The organism is Variovorax nivicola (genome assembly GCF_051216475.1).
Lineage (GTDB): Bacteria > Pseudomonadota > Gammaproteobacteria > Burkholderiales > Burkholderiaceae_C > Variovorax.
On the sequence record NZ_JBPJZK010000002.1, the window covers coordinates 666754 to 685586 of the forward strand.

General features: G+C 66.9%; 16 protein-coding genes and 1 tRNA gene. 2 read left to right on the forward strand and 15 right to left on the reverse strand.

What is annotated here, in order from left to right:
• The first annotated feature begins 4 nt into the window (after positions 1-4).
• Positions 5-421, forward strand: a complete 417-nt coding sequence (locus ACSFBF_RS11750) for a hypothetical protein (RefSeq protein ID WP_435467032.1) — start codon at positions 5-7, stop codon at positions 419-421.
• Positions 422-728: 307 nt separating this feature from the next.
• On the opposite strand, the gene mnmH is transcribed toward ACSFBF_RS11750, so the two are convergent.
• The 5 genes from mnmH to ACSFBF_RS11775 are packed head-to-tail and all read right to left on the reverse strand — an operon-like array spanning position 729 to position 5108.
• Complete coding sequence (gene mnmH / locus ACSFBF_RS11755; RefSeq protein WP_435467034.1) at positions 729-1778, reverse strand: tRNA 2-selenouridine(34) synthase MnmH; 1050 nt, start codon at positions 1776-1778, stop codon at positions 729-731.
• Between the two features lie 25 nt (positions 1779-1803).
• Positions 1804-2601, reverse strand: a complete 798-nt coding sequence (gene phnE, locus ACSFBF_RS11760; protein WP_435467036.1) for a phosphonate ABC transporter, permease protein PhnE — start codon at positions 2599-2601, stop codon at positions 1804-1806.
• Complete coding sequence (locus ACSFBF_RS11765; protein WP_435467038.1) at positions 2598-3428, reverse strand: PhnE/PtxC family ABC transporter permease; 831 nt, start codon at positions 3426-3428, stop codon at positions 2598-2600. Before ACSFBF_RS11765 ends, phnE begins: the two co-directional genes overlap by 4 nt.
• Positions 3425-4240: a phosphonate ABC transporter ATP-binding protein gene (locus ACSFBF_RS11770; RefSeq protein WP_435467040.1), complete on the reverse strand. Its 816-nt coding sequence runs from the start codon at positions 4238-4240 to the stop codon at positions 3425-3427. The genes ACSFBF_RS11765 and ACSFBF_RS11770 overlap by 4 nt, the downstream gene beginning before the upstream one ends.
• A 10-nt stretch (positions 4241-4250) precedes the next feature.
• Positions 4251-5108 carry a putative selenate ABC transporter substrate-binding protein gene (locus tag ACSFBF_RS11775; RefSeq protein ID WP_435467042.1) on the reverse strand — a complete coding sequence of 286 codons (858 nt, stop codon included), beginning with the start codon at positions 5106-5108 and terminating at the stop codon, positions 4251-4253.
• 74 nt (positions 5109-5182) lie between these two features.
• Between ACSFBF_RS11775 and selD the strand changes: the two genes are divergently transcribed.
• Positions 5183-6250: a selenide, water dikinase SelD gene (gene selD / locus ACSFBF_RS11780; RefSeq protein ID WP_435467044.1), complete on the forward strand. Its 1068-nt coding sequence runs from the start codon at positions 5183-5185 to the stop codon at positions 6248-6250.
• A gap of 141 nt (positions 6251-6391) precedes the next feature.
• On the opposite strand, the gene ACSFBF_RS11785 is transcribed toward selD, so the two are convergent.
• The 10 genes from ACSFBF_RS11785 to fdnG form a co-directional block, all read right to left on the reverse strand.
• Positions 6392-6484, reverse strand: a tRNA-Sec gene (locus ACSFBF_RS11785).
• A gap of 17 nt (positions 6485-6501) precedes the next feature.
• Positions 6502-8409, reverse strand: a complete 1908-nt coding sequence (selB, locus tag ACSFBF_RS11790; protein ID WP_435467046.1) for a selenocysteine-specific translation elongation factor — start codon at positions 8407-8409, stop codon at positions 6502-6504.
• Positions 8410-8422: 13 nt separating this feature from the next.
• Positions 8423-9628, reverse strand: coding sequence for a ferritin-like domain-containing protein (locus tag ACSFBF_RS11795; RefSeq protein WP_435467048.1), 1206 nt, complete (start codon positions 9626-9628; stop codon positions 8423-8425).
• Positions 9594-10454, reverse strand: coding sequence for a phosphate/phosphite/phosphonate ABC transporter substrate-binding protein (locus ACSFBF_RS11800; RefSeq protein WP_435467050.1), 861 nt, complete (start codon positions 10452-10454; stop codon positions 9594-9596). Before ACSFBF_RS11800 ends, ACSFBF_RS11795 begins: the two co-directional genes overlap by 35 nt.
• A 12-nt stretch (positions 10455-10466) precedes the next feature.
• Entirely contained in the window at positions 10467-11582 is a 1116-nt protein-coding gene (locus ACSFBF_RS11805) for an acyl-CoA dehydrogenase family protein (RefSeq protein ID WP_435467052.1), read from the reverse strand.
• A 34-nt stretch (positions 11583-11616) separates the two neighbouring features.
• Entirely contained in the window at positions 11617-13065 is a 1449-nt protein-coding gene (gene selA, locus ACSFBF_RS11810) for an L-seryl-tRNA(Sec) selenium transferase (RefSeq protein ID WP_435467054.1), read from the reverse strand.
• A complete protein-coding gene (gene fdhE, locus ACSFBF_RS11815; protein WP_435467056.1) occupies positions 13065-14093 on the reverse strand; it encodes a formate dehydrogenase accessory protein FdhE in 1029 nt (342 codons plus the stop codon). The genes selA and fdhE overlap by 1 nt, the downstream gene beginning before the upstream one ends.
• 10 nt (positions 14094-14103) lie before the next feature.
• Positions 14104-14727: a formate dehydrogenase subunit gamma gene (locus tag ACSFBF_RS11820; RefSeq protein WP_435459401.1), complete on the reverse strand. Its 624-nt coding sequence runs from the start codon at positions 14725-14727 to the stop codon at positions 14104-14106.
• A 13-nt stretch (positions 14728-14740) separates the two neighbouring features.
• Complete coding sequence (gene fdxH, locus ACSFBF_RS11825) at positions 14741-15697, reverse strand: formate dehydrogenase subunit beta (protein WP_435467058.1); 957 nt, start codon at positions 15695-15697, stop codon at positions 14741-14743.
• Between the two features lie 3 nt (positions 15698-15700).
• The gene (gene fdnG / locus ACSFBF_RS11830) at positions 15701-18778 is read right to left on the reverse strand and encodes a formate dehydrogenase-N subunit alpha (RefSeq protein ID WP_435467061.1); all 3078 of its coding nucleotides are present in this window, start codon (positions 18776-18778) and stop codon (positions 15701-15703) included.
• Positions 18779-18833: the final 55 nt, after the last annotated feature.

Below are 18833 nucleotides of genomic sequence, written 5' to 3' on the forward strand. Positions count from 1 at the left end.
AAAAATGAAATTAAAATTTTATTGGTATGTTTCTGAGGCATACAAGGATGGCATTCTCAGGCCTGCCTGCAGTTGTATCGATACTGAGAAAGAGTCAGATGAGTCTCTGGCTAATTATTTGACGGATGATGGTGGCAACTTTTATTTTTATTCCATTTCTTGGGCGGAAGAGGGGTTAAGAAAATTGTCGCTCTTGGAAAAAAAGGAAATTGAGCATTTTCACTATGCGCGTGACGCTTGGGGGGCTGATTTTTCATCTGAAAATGTTAAAATTTTCTCTCTGTACGACGATGATTTCTCGATGATGATTTCTCTGGGGTCAATGAAGGTAATTTTATTGAAGTGGAAAGAATTTCTTCAAATGAAGCCGTGCATCGAAACGTATTTGGAGATTGATTTGAATCATGTTTCGGAAAATTGATCAATAGATGTGAGTGGGGTTGGTGTCTGAAAATAATTGCCGAATAGGAATTAAACTTGTCAAGGTCGCCATAGTAGGAAAACGATTGGCCCCTTTTTGACAGGTTTTTCTGTGCTATGGAGCAGCGTTTTGATCATGCAGATCGATCGGCGCGGAAATGAGACCGATATTGGTCTTTGGAAGCTCAAGCTGCATGCAGATGATCGAACTCAGCGCGTCAGTCGGGGGTCTTGGCTTCATCTGCCGGGCGGCTCGCCGTTGTTCTGATTACTGGCGCGCCAGGCCTCAGTAACGCCAAATCGGCCGCTCACCCCAGCCCCAACACCGCCTCAGCCACAGCCTCAATCCCCTGATCCGACAGATCAACCGCATTCACGCTCCGGCGCTGCCCCCACGCCCGAAAGTGCAGCTCCTGTGACTTCTGGTAATGCGGGTCGTAATGCAACGCCATCAGCTCCGCAAACAGATGCGGCAGATCGGCTTCGCGCGCCCACTGCTGCCATCGCGCGACCGTTTCCTTCCCCTGCATTTCCTTCAGCACGCCCATCTTGTCGGCCAGTGCCTCGCGGTCGTCGCCCAGGTAGGCGTAGTCGCGCAGCAGATAAGCCAGCCGCGCCTCGCGCGTGGCGGCCACCTCGATGCACTGCGCCGCTCGCATCCGCGCCACCAGCGACAACGGCAGCGACAGCCGCCCGATGCGGATACTCTCGCCCTCGACATACAGCGGCCGCGAGAGATCGACGGTTTCGAGCACCGCTGCGATGAGCGTCTCGAAGTGCTTCTGCGAAGGCTGCGGCACGCCCGGTAGCGAGCCGAGCAGCGAGCCCTTGTGGCTGGCGAAGTCTTCCAGGTCGAGCACCTGTGCGCCGCGCGCGGCCAGCGCATGCAGCACGCGCGTCTTTGCGCTGCCGGTGGCGCCGCAGATCACGCGCAGGTCCAACTTCGGGGTCAGCGTGTCGATCTGCGAGATCACGTGCCGGCGAAAGCTCTTGTAGCCGCCTGCGAGCTGTTGCGCGTCCCAGCCTACGAGGCGCAGCCAGGTGACCATCGAGCCGCTGCGCATACCGCCGCGCCAGCAGTAGACCAGCGGCTTCCAGTTCTCGGGCCGGTCGGCCAGCGTCTCGTGCAGATGCTTCGCGATGTTCGCCGCGACCATCGCGCCGCCGATGCGCCGTGCCTCGAAGGCGCCGGTCTGCACGTAGACGGTGCCGACGATGCGGCGCTCCTCGTCATCGAGCACGGGGCAATTGATGGCGCCGGGAATGTGGTCGAGCGCGAACTCGGCCGGGGAACGGGCATCGATCAGCGTGTCGAAGGCGTGGCGGTCGCCGACCCGCACGGGCTGGCGATGACTCATGGCAGGAACCTCATGCCCCCGATTGTCAGGCGTACGCAGGCCCGAGGCCACGGCGCAAGCGAGCGCTTGCAAAGTCGACGAAGGTCACCAGCACGAACATCGCGATCAGCACCGTCATCGCCTGCTGCTGCTGGAAGATCGACAGGTGGAAGTACAGCAGTTGCCCCAGCCCGCCGCCGCCCACGAAGCCCAGCACTGCGGCCATGCGGATGTTCATCTCCCAGCGGTAGAGCGCGTAGGCCACCCACTGCGGCAGCACGATGGGCAGGCTGGCGTAGCTGAAGGCGGTGACGGGGTTGGCGCCCGAGAGCGTCAGCGCGTGTTCGGGTTCACGCGGGGAGTTTTCCAATGCCTCGGCGAAGAGGCGCCCCAGCACGCCCGTGGTGTGCAGCGACAGCGCCAGCGCGCCAGCGAACGGGCCGATGCCGGCGGCCAGCACCATCAGCGCGGCCCATACGAGCTCGGGCACGCTGCGCAGGAAGTTGAGAACGAAACGGGCCGCATGGCGCGGCAGCCAGCCTGCACGGCCCGAGGCGGGCAGTGCGAGTACTGCGCCCGCTATGGCCGCCAGCACCGTGCCGAGCGCGGACACGGCGAGCGTCTGCAACGCGCCATTTCCGACCTTGGCGAGAAAGTCGGGCGATACGTCGGGCGGGAGGAACTCGGCGATGAACTTGCCCATGAGCCGCAGCGACTCCGATGAGCCCAGCGCGCGGTAGTCGATGCCCAGGTAGACAAAGCTCGCAATCACCGCCACGCCGATCAGCAGCAGCGCAATGCGGCATCGCCAGCACGGCGGCGGGCGCGGGGGCAGCGTCGTCATGCCAGCAGCCTCCGCAACGCATTGCTCAGCACATCGGCCAGCAACACCAGTGCCAGGAACACCAAAAGGATGCTGCTCGCCTCGCCGCCGTTGAGCATCTTCATCGACTGGTCCATCAGCTGCCCCAGCCCGCCTGCGCCAACGAAGCCCATCACCACCGACGCACGCACCGCGCATTCCCAGCGGTACACGGTGTACGAGGCCAGCTCCTGCGCCGTGTTCGGCAGCAGCCCGTAGCAAAGCGCCGCAAACCGGCCGCTGCCGCTTTCGAGCAGGGCGCGCGCGGGCCGCGTATCGGTCGATTCGAGGATCTCGGCGTAGACCTTGCCCAGCATGCCGCCGTAGGTGATGGCCAGCGCCAGCACGCCAGCAGCAGGGCCGAGCCCAAGCGCGCGCACGAAGAGCAGCGCCCAGACGATTTCGGGAATGGCGCGCAGCACCATCAGCAGCCAGCGCGCGGCCTGCCGCACGATGCCCGCCTGCACGCGGCCGGGGCCCGGGCCGATGCGCGAGATGGAGAGCGCGCGCGTCGTCACGAAGCCCAGCGGCGCGCCGATCAGCAACGCCAGCGCGATGCCGGCCGTGGCCATGGCCAGTGTTTCGAGCGTGGCCTTGAAGAGCAAAGCGAGAAAAGCGGGCGAGCCGTCGGGCGGAAAGAAGCCGGCCAGGAAGCCGCCGATGACTGCGAGATTGCCGCCGGCGAACAGCGCCCACGGCTTGAATTCGGACAGCGCCAGCATCGGCCATGCGATGACCAGCGCGGCGATGCATCCGGCCAGCCGCCGCGTGGCTTGCGGGTCGCGGTGGGTGATGGCGGTGCTCGTCAAGGACAGTCCGGCCGATGGAAGGCCGCTTCCATTGCCGCACTTGCAGGTTGCGGCCGCTGCGTTGCGATGCCGCCTTCGCTCGCATAGAGCGCGTCGAGCATCGTGGCCGTCACCTGCGCGGCGGGCAGGTCGAACATTACCTGTCCGTTGCGCATGCCGACGATGCGCGGGAACCAGCGCAGCGCGAGGTCTACCGCATGCAGCGAGGCCATCAGCGTGGCGCCTGTCGATTCGCTTTGTGCGACAAGCTGGCCGATGGCGGCATCGGCCAGCGTGGGGTCGAGCGCGGACACGGGCTCGTCGGCCAGCAGCAGGGCGGGGCGCTGGTACAGGGCCCGCGCGATGCCCACGCGTTGCAGCTGGCCGCCGGAGAGGCGATCGCAGCGGTCGAACAGACGGTCTTCCAGCGACAGGCGCGACAGTACTTCGTGCGCCCCGGCAATGTCAGAGGGATGAAAGAGCGAGCCCAGCGCGCGCAGCGTAGACCACTCGCCGAGCCGGCCCGCGAGCACGGCGGTAACCACGCGCAGGCGCGGCGCGATAGGCGGCGACTGGTGCACGGTGCCGATGCGGGCGCGCAGCTTCTTCAGCGCCGCGGCCCGCAACTGCCACGGCCTGGCGCCCAAGGCCTGAACTTCGCCTTCCGTGGGCCGCAGCGCCGCGCCAAGCACGCGCAGCAGCGTGGTCTTGCCGGCGCCCGAGGGCCCGATGACGGCGATGCGTTCGCCGTCGCGCGCGGCCAGCGTCACACCGGCCAGCGCGCGCTGGCCGTTGGGGTGCACGACACCCACGCCTTCCAGCGAAAAACTCATCCGCGCAGGCTCACTTGATCAAGCCCGCCGACTTCCCCGCAGTCTCGATCCCGTCGTAGTTCGACGACTTGGTCGGAATGAACTTGCTCGCACGCTGCAGCGCCATGATTTCCTTGTCCGCCGGGTTCGCCGGATCGAGCTTCAGGAACGCGTCGGTCAGCTTCTTGGTAACGGCCGGGTCGAGGCCAGGGCGCACCGTCCAGTTGTAGTCGTAGTAGGTCGGCGTGGTCGCCAGTACGCGCACCTTGGCGGCATTGGGGTTCTTCGACTCGACCAGCTTGTCCCACACCGATGCGTTGAGCACGCCCGCTTCCGCGCGCGATGCGGCCACGAAGGCCACCGTGGCATCGTGTGCGCCCGAGAACGCGACCGTCTTGAAGTCCTTCTCGGGGTTGATGCCGGCCTGCAGCAAAAAGTAGCGCGGCATCAGGCTGCCCGAGGTGGACGAGGGCGCGCCGAAGGCGAAGGTCTTGCCCTTCAGGTCGGCCAGCGTCTTGGCGGTGCTGTCGACCGACACGATGAACTTGCTGGTGAACACCTCGTCTTCCGCACGCTGCACGATCGGCACGGCGCCGCCGTTGGTGCGGATGCGCGCCTGCACGAAGGTGAAGCCGCCGAGCCAGGCCAGGTCGATCTTGTTGGTGGCCAGGCCCTCGACCACGGCGGCGTAGTCGGTCACGGGCGTGAACTGCACGTCCATGCCGGTTTCCTTCTTCAGGTAGTCGCCCAGCGGCGTGAACTTGCGCTGCAGCTCGGTGGGCGCCTCGTCGGGAATGGCCGAGACGCGCAGCACGCCCTGGGCCAAGGCGCCGAAGCTTGCGGCGGAAAAGGCCAGCGCGAGCGCCACCTGGGTGAGAGTCTTCTTCATGGATGTGCCTCGAGGACGTGCGGGATAGGAAAGGACGGGATTGTAGAAACTGGGCCCGATTCGATAATCGGCCCATGAACCCAACGCTCATGAACCCGCTCGCGCCTTTGCGCCTCACGAGTTTTTCGCATGGCGGCGGCTGCGGCTGCAAGATCGCGCCTGGCGTGCTGTCGCAGATCCTCAAGAACCATGCGGGTGGGCTGATCCCGCCCGAGCTCATGGTGGGCATCGAGACCGCAGACGACGCGGCGGTCTACAGGCTCAACGACCAGCAGGCGCTGATTGCGACCACCGACTTCTTCATGCCCATCGTGGACGATCCCTACGAGTTCGGCCGCATCGCCGCGACCAACGCGATCAGCGACGTGTACGCGATGGGCGGGCGGCCGATCATGGCGCTGGCGCTGGTGGCCATGCCAATCAACCAGCTGCCGGTGGAAGTCATCGCCGAGATCGTGCGCGGCGGGCAGGATGTGTGCCGCGCGGCCGGCATCCCGATTGCCGGCGGCCACACCATCGATTCGGTCGAGCCGATCTACGGCCTCGTCGCAATGGGCCTCGTGCACCCCGACCACGTGCGGCGCAATGCCGATGCGAAGGCGGGTGACGTGCTGGTGCTGGGCAAGCCGCTGGGCGTTGGCGTGCTGTCGGCCGCGCTCAAGAAAGAGCAGCTCTCCGAGACCGGCTACCGCCAGCTGATCGAAAGCACGACGAAGCTCAACACACCCGGCATCGCGCTGTCGGCCCTCGACGGCGTGCATGCGCTGACCGATGTCACCGGCTTCGGACTGGCTGGCCACACGCTCGAACTGGCGCGCGGCGCGGGGCTCACGGCGGTGGTCGAATGGTCGAAGGTGCCGCTGCTGGAGAACGTGCTGGCGATGGCGGCCGAAGGCTTCGTCACCGGCGCTTCGGGGCGCAACTGGGCAGGCTACGGCGCCGAAGTCGAACTCGCCGCCGGATTGCATGCCACCACGCAGAACTTGCTGAGCGACCCGCAGACCTCGGGCGGCCTGCTCGTGAGCTGCGCGCCTGAAGCGGTCGATGCCGTGCTGAAGATCTTCCGCGATGAAGGCTTTGCGCAAGCGGCGATCATCGGCCGTGTCGAGGCTGGCGAGCCCTCGCTGCGCGTGGTGCCGTAGCTCCCCGTATTTCTCCCTCCCCCTCTGGGGGAGGGCAGGGGTGGGGGCACGCGGCGGTCGATGAAGCGCCGAGGAAAAGCCAGTGCCGCTTGCCCCCATCCCAGCCTTCCCCCAGAGGGGGAAGGAGCAAGACAGAAACGGCGGAAGGGGGAAGGAGTCGAACCTTCCCGGCGACGACTGGCGCCACCCACTGGGTTTGAAGCCCAGCCGCCCCACCAGGGACGATCCCCTCCCATGACTGGTTTCGTTGTTCACGGCCCTGCCCCGAACAACGACGTATCGGGCCGCAGCAGATGCGTGTCCTTCACGCGCCGCGTATAGCCCACACGGTCAAAAAATTCGAGCAACTGGATCGCGCGCTTGCGCCCCAACCCAGTCGCATCGCGAAAACTCGCGGCCTGCAGTCCTTCCGGGCCATCGAGGCAATCACGTGCCATCACCGCCAACCGCTCGACAGTTGCCAGCGGATAGTACAAGTCCTTCACAGCCTGAAAGACCTCGCCACGCCGCGCAAGACTCGCGAGCGTCTGTCGCACCATCGGTTCGCTCACCGCGCAGTCCTTGGCGAGATCGCGCACCCACGGCGGATCGAAGCCGCCATCGGCCAGCCTGGGCAACAACTTCTGCGCGAGCTTCTGTTCGGCTTCGCCAAGGCGCGCCGCATGGTCCGGCAGATGCAGCCAGGTGCCGCTGCGCACCAGCGCACCACGCGCGACCAGCGCATCGAGCGCATGGCGCCAGAGCGAGTCGTCCGTGCGCGGCCCGGCCAGTCGCTTGAGGCGGCGTGCATCAGGACCGACCTCGTCGGGCGCGGTGCGATGAAAGTCCGCGAGGCGCCCAGCAATCTGCTCTTCGAGCATGTCCAGATGCGTCTGCGCGATGGCCGTGTGGTCGATGCGCACCGCATCGCCGGGCAGCGACAGCGCGGCTTCATCGGCCAGCGAGAGAACGCGCGCTATTCGCGCGGTGTCGACGCCCAACGGCGCGTTGTGCAGCAGCGCGGCCACGCGCGCCGTGCGATCGTCGATGGCCCAGGCCGCCAGCGTGCGCAGGCGCTCGGGCGTGCGGCGGTAGCGCACCGGTGCGAACGGGTCGAGCACGCGCACGCCGGCCACGGTGCGCGTGGCCGAGGCATCGCGCAGCACGCCGCGGTCGCCATGCCATGTGCCGACTGCTTCCCTCAGCACCAATTGAGCAAACGCCGTCTCGCCGGGCGCGAGCGCATCACGGTCGAGCAGCGCGACCGACGCCATCACGTCGCTCGCGCCGAGGTGCGCGTGCACCGTCGCACCCGAGCGCAGTGGCTTGGCTTCGTCGGGCCACAGCGTGAGGAGCACGTCGATGCGATCCGTGGCGAGCGCGATGCTCGGTGCGCAGACCCAGTCGCCGCGATGCATCTCGTCCTTGGTGACGCCAGCTAATGCCAGCGCACAGCGTTGGCCCGCACGAGCCGATTCGGTCTTCTGGTTCTGCGCATGGATGCCGCGCACGCGCACCGTGCGATCGCCAGGCACCACGCGCAGTTCGTCGCCGATGCGCACCGTGCCGCTGAAGACCGTGCCGGTGACCACGGTGCCGACGCCCGACAGCGTGAAGGCACGATCGACCGCGAGGCGAAACGCCAGGTCGTCTTCGCGCGTGCGCTCCTGGCGCGCCACGTCGAGCAGCCGTTCCCGCAGCGCGTCGATGCCTTCGCCGGTCGTCGCCGACACCGCGAGCATGGGCGCCTGTGCGAGTGGCGTGGGCGCCAGCAGCGCGGCGATGTCCGCACGCACCTCGGCAAGCCGCGCTTCGCGCACGGCCTCGTCGATGCGGTCGATCTTGGTGACGGCCACAGTCGCCTCGCGCACGCCCAGCAACGCCACCACGGCCAGGTGCTCGCGCGTCTGCGGCATCACGCCGTCGTCGGCGGCCACCACCAGCAGTGCATGGTCGATGCCGGTCGCGCCGGCCAGCATGGTGTGCAGCAGGCGCTCGTGGCCCGGCACGTCGACGAAGCCGAGCGACACGCCATCGGGCGCATGCAGGTACGCATAGCCCAGCTCGATGGAAATGCCGCGCCGCTTCTCCTCGGGCAGCCGGTCGGTGTCGACGCCGGTGAGCGCGCGCACCAGCGTGGTCTTGCCGTGGTCGATGTGGCCTGCAGTGCCGATGATCATCGTGGGCGTGTCGTCACATGAAGTTGCGGGTGTGCAGCTCGGACAGCCGCTGCGCCTCGTCGCGGTCGAAGCCCAGCCGTGCGAGACGCGAACGCCGTCCGGCTGCCATGTCGCGTTGCAGTTGCTGCACGGCCGTGTGGCCGCGTGCGACGGCGGACGGCGACAACTCGCCCGCGGCCAGCAGCACCAACGCGTCGAACACTTCCTCATTGAGGCCCGCCGTGCTGGCCAGCGTGTCGTAGCGCACCTCGATGGCGTTGCGCAGCCGCGCCTGGTAGTCGGGCTGCACCGAGAGCCGGTATTCGAGGTGCGCCATGCCGAAGGCGACGTGGCGTGCCTCGTCGCGCGCCGTCAGCCGTGCGATCTGCCGCGTCACCGGATCGGGCGCGTGCGCGTGCAGGAAGTTGAGCAGGTTCACGAAGCTGCCCTCGCCGAGCACGGCCAGCAGGAAGGTGGCGACGGAAAAATCCGGCGCATCGAACAGCGTGCGCAGCGAGGCTTGCCCACCGGCCGTCGACAGGGCCGGTTCATGGCCGCGCAACGTGGCGCGGCGCGTGAAGACTTCGACGTGCCGCGCCTCGTCGGCGCATTGCAGCGCCAGCAGTTGCAGCACTTCGCGGAAGTGCGGATGGATCTGGCCCAGGTGGCGCGCCGGCACCAGCAGCGCGGCGTTCTCGTTCTCGATGAGGTAGGTCATCACCTGCACGACTGCTGCCTCCACGGCGGGTGGCAGATCGAAGGGCGCGTCCCAGTCGATGGCTGTGCCCGGGTCCCATTGGGCTGCTGCTGCCTGCCGGTAGAGCTCGCCCGCCGTTGCGGCCCACACTTCGTCGCGGCGGTGCAGGGCGAAGAAGAAGGGCGGGCTGCCGGCCTCCACCGTGGCGCCGCGCGCCGCCAGGCCCCAGCCGGGCGCGGCGTCTTCGGCGGGCGAGCCGTTGGCGTCGCCCTGCGCGGCACCGGTCGATTGCGCGCCGAGCCAGCGGCCTTCGGCATGCGGGCCGCGCGTGACAGTGGCCTGCTCCGCCGTCTCGAAGCGCAGCGGATGCCCCTGGCTGCGGCACCACGCTTCCAGGTGCATCCGCCAGTCCGGCGATTGCCCGCGCACGCGCAGCTCGCCACCCACCGGCCGTTCGGCCAGCGCGCGGCGAATGAGCAGCAGGGCACCCTGATCGAGGCCCAGCGACTCAATATCGATAGTCGGGGTTGGTGATGCGGCCATCGCCGTCGTAGAAGTGTTCGTCGTCCACCGCGCGCTCGAGCAGCGCGTAGCCGCTGGTGCGGCCGGCGCGCCACTCGCGCAGGCCTTCGAGTTCGAGCAGCGGGCGCACCTGCGGGTCGTCCCAGCGCATCGCCATCAGCAGCGAGACGAAGCGGTCGATCAACGCGGCCGGTGCGCCGGGGCTGGTGGTGAAGTTGCAGTGGTCGTACGCACCGGTGCGCGCCAGCACGCGCGTGCTGCCTGAAGGCAGCGTGCCGTCGAGGCCGAAGGCCAGGTGGTTGCCGTCGATCAGGCAGCAGGCGTCGATCTGGCCGGCCATCAGCGCGATGGCCGCATCGCGCTCGCCGCCGATGTGGTCGCCGTGCTTGCCGCCGAGCACGTCGAAATACCGCACCTGGAAATCGCGCGACTTCACCAGGCCCTCGGTGCGCAAGTGGTCGAGTGGAATCAGCGTGGCCTGCGGCGAATCGAGCGCGCCCAGCCCGATGGTCTTGCCGCGCAGGTCGGCCAGCGACTGCACCGGGCTGTCGGCGCGCACGACGATGGCCGAGCGCAGGTCGCAATCGGTGTCGCGCATGGCCACGGCTTGCACCTGCTGGCCACGGCTGCGCGCGATGCGCTCGGCGCGCGCCCAGGCCAGCGGCGAATTCCACGCCAGGTGCAGCGTGCCGTCGAACTGCGCCTCGACCTGGCTTTCGTAGTTCGAATACAGCACGTAGTCGAAGGGCAGTCCGTTCTTCACGAAGAAGGCCTTGAAGCCTTCCCAGATGGTGACGACCTTGGGCGCGTAGGCTACGGCGCCCATGATCAGTGTCGGTTCCGGCATGGGACGATTCCTTCAGAACAAGGGCAGGCCGGTGATGGCCTTGCCGATGAAGTCGTACAGCACGTCGGAGGTCGGTGCCATCACGCTGGAGGCGCGCGCGTCGCGGAACAGCCGCTCGATGCCCGCCTCCTTGCGGAAGGCCGCGCCGCCGCATACGCGCATGGCGATGTCGGTGACTTCGAGCGCGGTTTCGGCGGCGGCAGCCTTCACTTCGAGCACGCGCAGCATGGTGTCGGGGCGGCCCGCGCCGATGGCGGCCACCGTGTCGTCGAGCAGCGTTTGCACCATGTCGGTCTTGATGCGCGCACGCGCGAGGTAGGCGCGGATGGTCGGCAGATCGGCCAGCGACGAATCGAGGTGCACGTGCTTCGTCTGGCTCACGTGGCCGATGGCGCGGCTCAGGGCGCCTTCCATCAGGCCCGTCGAGCAGGCGGCGCTGAGCACCGAGAACCACGGCAGCACCACGCCCATCATGGTGTCGAAGCCCTTGCCGTCCTCGCCGAGCCGGGCGCTGGCCGCGATGCGCACGTCCTTCGCGGTGATCGGCGTGGAGGCGTTGCCGCGCAGGCCCAGTCCGTCGAAGCGGCCGGGCTGGCTCAGGCCGTCGGACTTCGCATCGACCAGCCACAACGTGCTGGCGCCTTCGGCCGCGAGCGGCTTGCTCGACCACACGTAGCTGTCGGCTTCGAAGGCGGAAGTGACCCAGCTCTTGCGCGCGTCGAGCACCACGTTCGCGCCATCTGCGCGGGCAGTGCCGGTGGGCGCCCAGAAGTGGCTGCGCGAATCGGCCTCGGAAAAAGCCAGCGTGCTCAGGTGCTTGCCCTCGGCAATCGCGCGGCGCGTGGCTTCGGGGCCGAACTGTTCGAGCACTGCCGTGGCGCAGTAGTGCATGCACACGACCATCGCGGTAGACGGGCAAGTCTGCGCGATGCGTGACACCACCTGCGCGGCTTCCTTCAGGCCCAGGCCCTGGCCGCCGACCGATTTGGCCGAGACAAGGCCGAGCAGGCCGGCCTGGCCCATCGCCTGGATCGTCTCTCGTGGAAATCGTCCCTCGCTGTCCGTGCGCTGGGCCGAGGGCTGCAGCGTTTGCGTTTCGATACCGGCGAGCACTTCGAGGGGGTTCATCGCTTTCTCCTGAGGGTGGGTTGAGGGAGTCGATCTACTGCAGTCGCTCGTGCAGAGCGCCGAGCTGAGAGGTGAAGGGCGCGCTGTCTTCGAGGCAGCGCAGGTCGAGCAGCAGGCGGTCTTCGGCTATGCGGCCGATCACGGGCAGCGGCAGGCTACGCAGCGCGGTGGCAAGGGCGTCGAGCGCAGTGCCGAGGCCCTTTTTCGACGTGCCGGCCGGCGCGAGCGCCAGTCCGGCCGAGGGCAGGCGTTCGACCGGTAGCGAGCCGGAGCCGATCTGCCCGAGCAGCGGCACGACTTCGACGGTGAAGCGAGGAGAGACGGCCGCCTGCACCGGCGCCTTCAAGCTCTCGGCTATCTCGCGAATCGCATCGGCGGGCCGCGTGAGCAACCGCAGCGTCGGCAGGTCTTGCGCAAGACGCTCGGGCCGCAGGTACAGCGACAGCGTGGCTTCGAGCGCCGCCAGCGGCAGCTTGCTCATGCGCAGCGCGCGCTTCATCGGGAACTTGCGGATGCGGCCCACCGCAGCCTTGCTGCCGACGATGAGGCCGGCCTGCGGCCCGCCCAGCAGCTTGTCGCCCGAGAAGGTCACTACGTCGCAGCCGGCCGCGAGCATCTCCTGCGGCAGCGGCTCGCGCGGCAAGCCGTAGTGCGCGAGGTCGACCAGCGAGCCGCTGCCCAAGTCGGTCGCCAGCGGCACGCCGCGCGCATGCGCGATGTCGGCGAGCGTGGCTTCGTCGACGGCGGCGGTGAAGCCCTGCACGGCGTAGTTGCTGGTGTGCACCTTCATCACCAGCGCGGTGTGTTCGTTGATGGCGCGCTCGTAGTCCTGCGGATGCGTGCGGTTGGTGGTGCCGACCTCGACCATGCGCGCGCCCGCGCTGGCCATCACGTCGGGCATGCGGAAGGCGCCGCCGATCTCGACGAGTTCACCGCGCGAGACGATCACTTCGCGCTCGCGCGCCAGTGCCGCGATGGTGAGCAGCACGGCCGCCGCGTTGTTGTTGACCACCGTGGCCGCCTCGGCGCCGGTGATGCTGCACAGCAGCTCTTCCACCAGCGAGTCGCGGTCGCCGCGGCTGCCAGTGGCGAGGTCGTATTCGAGGTTGTTGGGCGATGTCATCACCGCGAGCAGCCGCTGCAGCGCCGAGTCGGCCAGCAGCGCGCGGCCGAGGTTGGTGTGAATGACGGTGCCGGTGAGGTTCAACACGGCGCGCATGCGCGGTGCGAGGCGGGCCTGGATGCGCGCGGCGAGCGCATCGCCGAGTGCGTCGTGCTGTACCTCTGTGGCCATCAGCTTGCCTGCCACAGCCTGCGCGCGAAGCCCTTCGAGTAGTGCGCGTGCCTCTTTCACCACCAGCGTGTGGCCGTGCTCGGCCAGCAATGCGCCCGGCACGGCGAGGCGCAGCAGTTGATCGACAGAAGGCAGATCCTGGGGCCTTGCCGTCGAGCCGTGGACCACGGACTCTTCGGGCGCTGCCATCAGCCGCCTCCGCCGTCGTCGGGAACTTCGGGGTCGCCGAACAGCAGCATCAGGTTGTGGCCGCTGCGCTGGTGGCCGGCTTCGGACACGAGCAGGTCGAGCGTGACGCTGGCGAGGTCGTCGGCGACGGGTTCGACCTCGGGGTCTTTCTCCATCGCGATCTGCTTGAGGTAGTGGCCGCAGCTGTCGCAGCACTCGGCCTTCACCGCGCCTTCGCGTGCGCCGGTGGCCGGCAGTTCCACGCCAGGCTGCGGAGAAAGCGATTCGAAATGGATGCCCTTGGTGCTTTCGCAATGCGTGCACTTGATGCGCACGTAGTGCCACTCGGTACTGCACAGCGAGCAGTGCAGGTAGCGGAAGCCCGCTTCGTCGGCGCCGATGCGCGTGATGCTCACGGTGGGTGCACTGCCGCAGCAGGGGCATTCGTTGCCGGGGTCGGTGCGGCCGAAGATGTTCTCGCCTTCGCGCTCCGCCACCTGCAGCACTAGCTGCGTCCAGTAGGCCTGCAGCCCCGCGGCAATCAACGGCGCGGCAGCGAGGTCGAGCCCGAACATGATGCGGCGCGAGAGCCGGTCGGCCTGCTCGTTGATCCATGCATCGTCGGCGGCCATCACGCGGTCGAGCGTGTCGCGCGCGGGGCCTTCGGGCAGCCGTACGCGGAAGAGGCCGAGCAGACGGCGAAGCTCCTGCTGCCAGACCGGATCGCGTGTCCAGCCGAAAGCGGGCATCGGCGGCTTCAGCACCTTTGATGCGGCTTCGAGCGAATCGGATTCGGGCAGCGTGACTGGTGCGTAGTCCTGCAGCACCTGGTGCTGCGCCTGCGCAAGATCGGCGATGAAGATCAGGTACTCGCGCATCGGATGCGAAGCCGCGAGCTGGCGCAGCCGCAATTGCCGGTCGGAGAACGCGAGAGACCGAACCGGCAGGCGCAGGAACGGCATCTGCCGTCCGGCCTGCATCGCGATCTGTTCGGGATCGAGGATGCGCGTGGTCCGGATCGGCGGGGGGCTGCCGGTGGAACTCGTCATCGGGGCAGTATCACTCACCTCGCGTCATTTTGCGATGCCACAGGGGATGGTTGAGCTTGGCCCAGCCTTCCGTGACGGTGCCGCGCGTCATGGCGCGCAACGTGCCCTTGACCCAGATGGCCGCGTAGATGTGCGTGATGACCGAAAGAATCAGCACCACGGCCGACACCGAATGCACCACCACCGCGATGCGCCGCAGGAGGATCGGGAAGAAGCCGACGAACCACGGGCTCCAGAACATGAAGCCCGTCACCAGCAACAGCAGCAGGCTGACGCCGAAGGCCCAGAACACCAGCTTCTGCCCGGCGTTGTACTTGCCCACCGGCGGCATGGATGACTTGTCGCCCTTGAGCATCTTCGGGGCGTTGGCGATCCACTCGCGGTCGCCGCGGTCGAGGATGTTCTCGCGCCACATCGTGAAGAACAGGAAGACGAAGCCCAGCACCATCAGCAGGCCCATGAACGGATGCAGGATGCGCGTCCATGGCCCGCCGCCGAACAGCGTGCTCAAAAAGAACAGGCTCGGGTGGAAGAAGGCCAGGCCCGAGAGCGCGGCCGCGAAGAACATGATCGCGACGAACCAGTGGTTCATGCGCGTGGCGTCGCGGTAGCGGCGAAGGTAGTAGCGTGTCATCGCGTTCTTCTCCTCATGCGCGGGGTGCGGTGGATGGCGAGGTGGGCGGCTCTTCGATCACCACCACGTCGTCGGGCTTGCCGTCGCGGTCGGCATCGGGGTGCTCGTCCTTGGGCTCGATGGGGCCGGTCTTCATGTAGTGGAAGAAGCTGCCCACCACCGCGCCGATCATGGCGACCATCGCGAGCGGCTTGGCAACGCCCTTCCACAGCGACACCAGCGGGCTGATGTGCGGGTCTTTCGGCAGGTCGGCATACAGGCCCGGCCGGTCGGCGTGCTGCAGCACGTACATCACGTGCGTGCCGCCCACGCCGGCCGGGTCGTACACGCCGGCGTTGGCAAAGCCGCGCTCCTTCAGGTCGACGATGCGCTCCGAGGCGTACTCGTGCATGTCTTCCTTGGTGCCGAAATGCAGGGCGCCTGTGGGGCAGGCCTTCACGCAGGCCGGCTCCAGGCCCACGCCCACGCGGTCGGAGCACAGCGAGCATTTGTAGGCCTTGTTGTCGGCCTTGCTGATACGCGGCACATCGAATGGGCAACCGGTAACGCAGTTGCCGCAGCCCACGCAATGCTCGCTGATGAAGTCGACGATGCCATTGCTGTACTTGACGATGGCACCCGGCGCCGGACACGACTTCAGGCAGCCTGGGTCGTCGCAGTGCATGCAGCCGTCCTTGCGGATCAGCCATTCGAGCTTGCCGGCCTCGGGTTCCACCTCGGAGAACTTCATCACCGTCCATGAGGAAGGCGTGAGATCGACCGGGTTGTCGTAGGTGCCGTGCATGGTGCCCACGTCGTCGCGCAGGTCGTTCCACTGCATGCACGCGACCTGGCAGGCCTTGCAGCCGATGCAGGTCGACACGTCGATCAGCTTGGCCACCTGCTGCACCTGCGGGCGGCTGCGGATGTCGGGCGACGGCGTGGTCGTGGCCGAGCGGGCGGCGATGTCGAGGGTTTGAAGTGAGGACATCGCTCAGGCCTTTTCGATGTTCACGGTGAACGACTTGTACTCTGGGGTCTGCGTATTCGCATCGCCCACGAACGGCGTCAGCGTGTTCACCAGATATCCAGGCTTGGCCACGCCGACGAAGCCCCAGTGGTTCGGCAACCCCACCGTGTGCACCGTGCGGCCATCGACCTGCAGCCCGACGATGCGCTTGGTGACCAGCGCCACGGCCTTGATGAAGCCGCGCTTGCTCGACACCTTCACCATGTCGCCATTGGCGATGCCCTTCTCCTTGGCCAGCTCCTCGCCGATCTCGACGAACTGCTGCGGCTGGATGATGGCCGAGGTGCGCACGTTCTTGGTCCAGTAGTGGAAGTGCTCGGTGAGCCGGTAGCTGGTTGCCACGTACGGGAAGTCCTTCGGCACACCGAGACGCTCGAGGTCGCCCTTGAAGATGCGTGCCGCGGGGTTGGCGCGCGCCTTCTCGTTGTTCGGGTGCATCAGGTTGTTGACCAGTGGTGACTCGAAGGGCTCGTAGTGCTCGGGCAGTGGTCCTTCGGCCATGCCCGTCGGTGCGAAGAGCCGGGCCACGCCCTCGGCCGTCATGATGAACGGGCGCACCGCGTCGGCTTCCGTCGGGTTCGCGTCGGGCCGGATGTCGGGAACGTCGGCGCCGGTCCACTGCTTGCCGTTCCATGCGATGAGGCCGCGCTTGGCGATCCACGGCTTGCCGGTAGTCGGATCAGTCGAGGCGCCGTTGTACAGAATGCGCCTGTTCGCGGGCCAGGCCCACGCCCAGTTCTGCACCATGCCGATGCCGTACGGGTCGGCGTTGTCGCGCCGGGCCATCTGGTTGCCGGCCTGCGTCCATGCGCCGCTGTAGATCCAGCAGCCGCTGGCGGTGCTGCCGTCGTCGCGCAGCAGTCCGAAGCCCGAGAGCTGCTCGCCGGCCTTGGCCGTTGGCGGCTTGGTCGGGTCCTTCGGGTCGAGCAGGTCGGTCAGCGCACGGCCGTTGTATTCCATCGCCAGCTCCTGCGCGGAAGGCGAATGCGGAATCTTGTAGAGCCAGGTGAGGTTGACGATCGGGTCGGGATACGCGCCGCCGTCCTTCGCGTAGGCCGTGCGAATGCGGTTGAAGATGCCCGCGATGATCTCGATGTCGCCCTTGGCCTCGCCCGGCGGCTCCGCGCCCTTCCAGTGCCACTGCAGCCAGCGGCTGGAGTTGGTGAGCGAGCCGTCTTCCTCCGCAAAGCAGGTGGAAGGCAGGCGGAACACCGTGGTCTGGATGTCGGTGGTCTTGACGTCGTTGAACTCGCCGAAGTTGCGCCAGAACTCGCTGGTCTCGGTCATCAGCGGATCGATGGTGACGAGGAACTTGAGCTTGGACAGCCCGTCGACGATCTTCTTCTTGTCCGGGAACGAGCCCACCGGGTTGAAGCCCTGGCAGATGTAGCCGTTGAGCTTGCCCAGGTTCATGAGCTCGAAGGCCTGCAGGATGTCGTAGAGCTTGTCGATCTTCGGCAGATAGTGGAAGGCCCACTCGTTCTCCGCCGTGGCCGCGTTGCCCCACCACGCCTTCTGCATGCTGACGAAGAACTTCGGGTAGTTCTGCCAGTAGCTCATCTGGTTGGGGCGCAGCGGTTTCAGCGCGCGGGTCTTGTAGTAGACGTCCAGCGTCTGCTCGCTGTCACGCGCCAGCGACATGTAGCCGGGCAGCGAGTTCGACAGCAGCCCCAGGTCGGTCAGGCCCTGGATGTTGCTGTGGCCGCGCAGCGCGTTCATGCCTCCGCCGGGTACGCCGATGTTGCCCAGCAGCAGCTGCACGATGGCGCCGGTGCGGATCATCTGCGAGCCCTGGCTGTGCTGCGTCCAGCCCAGCGCATACATGATGGTCATGGTGCGCGTGGAGGTGCTGGTGCTCGCGATGTACTCGCACACCTTCAGGAACTTGTCCTGCGGCGTGCCGGTGATGCGGCTCACCAGCTCGGGCGTGTAGCGCGAATAGTGCCGCTTCATCACCTGCAGCACGCATTGCGGGTCCTGCATGGTCATGTCGACCTTGGCCATGCCCTGCTCGTCGAGCGCGTAGCCCCACGACTTGGGGTCGTAGTTGCGCTTCTCGGCGTTGTAGCCGCTGAACAGGCCGTCCTCGAACTTGTAGTCAGGCCCGACGATGAACGGCGCGTTGGTGTAGTTGCGCACGTACTCGGTCTGGATCTTGTCGTTGCCCAGCAGGTAGTTGATGACGCCCGCCAGGAACGCGATGTCCGAGCCCGCGCGCACTGGTGCGTAGTAGTCGGCCATGGCGGCCGAGCGCGTGAAGCGCGGGTCGACCACGACAAGGCGCGCCTTGTTCTGCTTCTTGGCCTCGATGACCCACTTGAAGCCGCACGGATGCGCCTCCGCGGCATTGCCGCCCATGATGAGCACGACATCCGCGTTCTGGATGTCCTGCCAATGGTTGGTCATCGCGCCTCTGCCGAACGTCGGGGCCAGACTGGCCACCGTAGGTCCGTGTCAAACGCGTGCCTGGTTGTCGAACACCAGCATTCCGGTCGAGCGGAATGCCTTGTGCGTGATGTATCCGGTTTCGTTGGACGAGGCCGAGGCGCAGAGCATGCCGCTGCTGGTCCAGCGGTTCACGGTCTTGCCTTCGGCGTTGGTGGTCTGGAAGTTGGCGTCGCGGTCGGCCTTGAGCAGCTTGGCGATGCGGTCGAGCGCCTCGTTCCAGCCGATGCGCTTCCACTCGGTGCTGCCGGCTTCGCGCACCTCGGGGTACTTCAGCCGCATGGGGCTGTGCACGAAGTCGAGCAGGCCCGCGCCCTTGGGGCACAGCGTGCCGCGGTTCACGGGGTGGTCGGCATCGCCCTCGATGTGGAGGATGTCGGACACCACGTTCTTCGCCTTGTCGCCCAGGCTGTACATGATGAGCCCGCAGCCCACCGAGCAGTACGGGCAGGTGTTGCGGGTCTCGGTGGTGCGCGCGAGCTTGAAGTTGCGGGCCTCGGCCAGCGCGGCGGTCGGCGAGAAGCCGAGCGCCACGATGCTGGAGCCGACCAGCCCCGCGCTGCTGACGCGGAAGAATTGCCGGCGGTTCATGTCCATGACGTGACCTCCTGCAGCGGTGAAGTGGGGTGTTTCATCGTGATCTTCTTTTTTG

What these genes read in the sequence shown, in the direction of transcription:
- ACSFBF_RS11750 (WP_435467032.1), top strand. Translation starts at nt 5, where the DNA reads ATGAAATTAAAATTTTATTGGTATGTTTCTGAGGCATACAAGGATGGC.
- mnmH (WP_435467034.1), bottom strand. Translation starts at nt 1,778, where the DNA reads ATGAGTCATCGCCAGCCCGTGCGGGTCGGCGACCGCCACGCCTTCGAC.
- phnE (WP_435467036.1), bottom strand. Translation starts at nt 2,601, where the DNA reads ATGACGACGCTGCCCCCGCGCCCGCCGCCGTGCTGGCGATGCCGCATT.
- ACSFBF_RS11770 (WP_435467040.1), bottom strand. Translation starts at nt 4,240, where the DNA reads ATGAGTTTTTCGCTGGAAGGCGTGGGTGTCGTGCACCCCAACGGCCAG.
- ACSFBF_RS11775 (WP_435467042.1), bottom strand. Translation starts at nt 5,108, where the DNA reads ATGAAGAAGACTCTCACCCAGGTGGCGCTCGCGCTGGCCTTTTCCGCC.
- selD (WP_435467044.1), top strand. Translation starts at nt 5,183, where the DNA reads ATGAACCCAACGCTCATGAACCCGCTCGCGCCTTTGCGCCTCACGAGT.
- selB (WP_435467046.1), bottom strand. Translation starts at nt 8,409, where the DNA reads ATGATCATCGGCACTGCAGGCCACATCGACCACGGCAAGACCACGCTG.
- ACSFBF_RS11795 (WP_435467048.1), bottom strand. Translation starts at nt 9,628, where the DNA reads ATGGCCGCATCACCAACCCCGACTATCGATATTGAGTCGCTGGGCCTC.
- ACSFBF_RS11800 (WP_435467050.1), bottom strand. Translation starts at nt 10,454, where the DNA reads ATGCCGGAACCGACACTGATCATGGGCGCCGTAGCCTACGCGCCCAAG.
- ACSFBF_RS11805 (WP_435467052.1), bottom strand. Translation starts at nt 11,582, where the DNA reads ATGAACCCCCTCGAAGTGCTCGCCGGTATCGAAACGCAAACGCTGCAG.
- selA (WP_435467054.1), bottom strand. Translation starts at nt 13,065, where the DNA reads ATGGCAGCGCCCGAAGAGTCCGTGGTCCACGGCTCGACGGCAAGGCCC.
- fdhE (WP_435467056.1), bottom strand. Translation starts at nt 14,093, where the DNA reads ATGACGAGTTCCACCGGCAGCCCCCCGCCGATCCGGACCACGCGCATC.
- ACSFBF_RS11820 (WP_435459401.1), bottom strand. Translation starts at nt 14,727, where the DNA reads ATGACACGCTACTACCTTCGCCGCTACCGCGACGCCACGCGCATGAAC.
- fdxH (WP_435467058.1), bottom strand. Translation starts at nt 15,697, where the DNA reads ATGTCCTCACTTCAAACCCTCGACATCGCCGCCCGCTCGGCCACGACC.